This window comes from Streptomyces sp. SID5785, assembly GCF_009870065.1.
Classification (GTDB): domain Bacteria; phylum Actinomycetota; class Actinomycetes; order Streptomycetales; family Streptomycetaceae; genus Streptomyces.
The window spans coordinates 1-2,297 of record NZ_WWIA01000279.1 but is presented as its reverse complement, the minus strand read 5'-3'; the positions used below and the strand labels follow the sequence as shown (position 1 = coordinate 2,297).

At 68.4% G+C, this 2,297-nt stretch carries 1 protein-coding gene and 1 pseudogene; both read left to right on the top strand.

The annotated features are described in order from the left end of the window. Positions 1-121: 121 nt before the first annotated feature. Positions 122-1,242 (top strand): annotated as a pseudogene (locus tag GTW43_RS08835) (IS630 family transposase); the annotation flags it as partial. A gap of 49 nt (positions 1,243-1,291) precedes the next feature. Further along, entirely contained in the window at positions 1,292-1,864 is a 573-nt protein-coding gene (locus GTW43_RS08830; RefSeq protein ID WP_161301070.1) for a S1 RNA-binding domain-containing protein, read from the top strand. Positions 1,865-2,297 lie beyond the last annotated feature (433 nt).

Sequence of the window (2,297 nt, the reverse complement as noted above, 5' to 3'; positions counted from 1 at the left end):
TGGTGCCCCGTCAGGGGCGCGGGGAACTGCGTGCCTAGTGCTCTGGCTGCATAGGTTGGCCGGGTTGGCGGTCGTGGCGGTTGGATGTGCGGTGACATCCGATCTGACCGTTGGAGGCCCGGTGGCCGAGCCCGTCCGTGTGCGCGGACTGACCGACCAGGAGGGGCAGAAACTGCAGCAGATTGTGCGCCGAGGAGTACCAGCTCGGTGCGCTACCGCCGGGCGATGATGCTACTGGTGTCCGCCGGCGGAAACCGGGTCCCGGTGATCGCCCGGCTGGTGCAGGCCGGCGGGGACACCGTGCGCGATGTGATCCACCGGTTCGACGAGATCGGGCCTGGCCTGTCTGGACGCTCGGTGGGCGGGAGGCCGTCCCCGCCTGCTCAGCGATGACGACGAGGACTTCGTCGTCTAGACGGCCATCACCCGCCCGACCAAACTCGGCCAGCCCTTCACCCGCAGGTCCCTGCGCAAGCTCGTCGCCCACCTGCGCAATGTCCATGGCCACGTGATCCGGATCGGCCGCTAGGCGTTACGCTGCCTGCTCGCCCGCCGCGGCGTGACCTTCCAGCGCACCAAGACGTGGAAGGAATCCTCGGACCCTGACCGCGAGTCGAAGCTAGACCGGATCGAGGAGGTCCTGAACCGTTTCCCGGACCGGGTCTTCGCCTTCGACAGGTTCGGCCCGCTCGGGATCCGTCCCGCCGCGGGCTCGGGCTGGGCCGAGCAGAATCGTCCCGACCGGCTGCCCGCCACCTACCACCGCACTCACGGCGTGCGCTACTTCCACGGCTGCCACTCGGTCGGCGACGACACTCTGGGTGGGGCGTCAACCGCCGCAGAAAGGGCGCCGCCAACACGCTGGCCGCGCTGAAGTCGATCCGTGCCGCCCGCCCGGACGGCGCCCCGATCTACGTGATCCTGGACAACCTGTCCGTTCACAAAGGCGCCGACATCCGCCGCTGGTCCAGGAAGAACAAGGTCGAGCTGTGCTTCACCCCGACCTATGCATCCTGGGCGAGTCCGATCGAGGCCCACGTCGGACCGCTGCGGCAGTTCACCATCGCCAACTCCCACCACTCGAACGACAGCGTCCAGGCACGGGCCCTGCACGCTTACCTGCGCTGGCGCAACGCCAACGCCCGCCACCGTGACGTCCTGGCCGCCGAACGCAAGGAACGCGCCCGCATCCGCAGCGAGAAAGGCATCCGCTGGGGCGGACGTCCCCTCAAGACCGCAGCGGGAGCGCACTTCCTACCCAGTGCGCAGCTCCTCGTGAAAGGCTGGGGGCATGATGGGTGGACCGTCTGAGGACGCAGAACTCTGGGCCTTCCTGGAGTCACTGCACCGCGGCGAGTTCCTTTCCGGCACCGTCACAGCGATCGAACGGTTCGGTGTGTTCGTGGCGCTGGACGACGGACCCGCCCATCCGGTCTTCCCCGGCGTCGGGTTCATCTCCTTCGCTGAACTGTCCTGGCGACGCTTCGCGGTAGCCACCGACGTCGTGCAGGTCGGGCAGCGCGTCTCATGCGAGTTCCTCCAGTTCGACACATGGAACCTGGAGGCCAGGCTGTCCTTGAAAGCCGCGCAGCCGGACCCCTTTCAGGTATTCGCCGACACCATCGCGGTGGGGCAGAGACTGCCTGGCCAGGTCACCAAGCTGATCCCGTTCGGTGTCTTCGTCCAGGTCGCCGACGGGATCGAGGGACTGGTTCACCTGCGTGAGCTCGCCTGGACACCGGTGGAGACTCCAGCTGATGTCGTCCAGGTCGGCGACGAGATCACGGTGGTCGTCACCGAGATCGACCGAGAGCGACGCAGGCTATCCCTCTCCCGACGACAAAGCTCATCCGCCGGCGTGTGACGCGCTGCGTTCCTGCGAGTTCGCTTGCGGGAGTGCTCCTGAACGTCTGGTCAGCCAAAGGAAGACACACGCCCCAGGCCGGTGAACCTTTGCGGTCAGAGCACTAGCCACGGCGGCGCGGTACTCGGCGATGAAGCTGTTCCTCTACGGCGGCGTGCCGTGGCGCGGGTCCTGTCCAGGTGCACGTCCGGCGCTGGGGTGGTGCCGTGCCCGCCGGAGTCCGAACCGGCTGCACTGTCGTGGAGCCCCTCTCCCACCGTCCCGCCCCCTCCGGGGGCGCTCGGCCCGGCGCCGGGACTGTGACTGCGTCGCGGGGTGAGTGATGGTGCCCCGTCAGGGGCGCGAGGAACTGCGCGAACGGCCACGACCGTGCGGCACTCGGCGATGAAGCGATGCCCTGTGGCGGGGAGCCGTGGCGCGGGCCCGGTCGAGA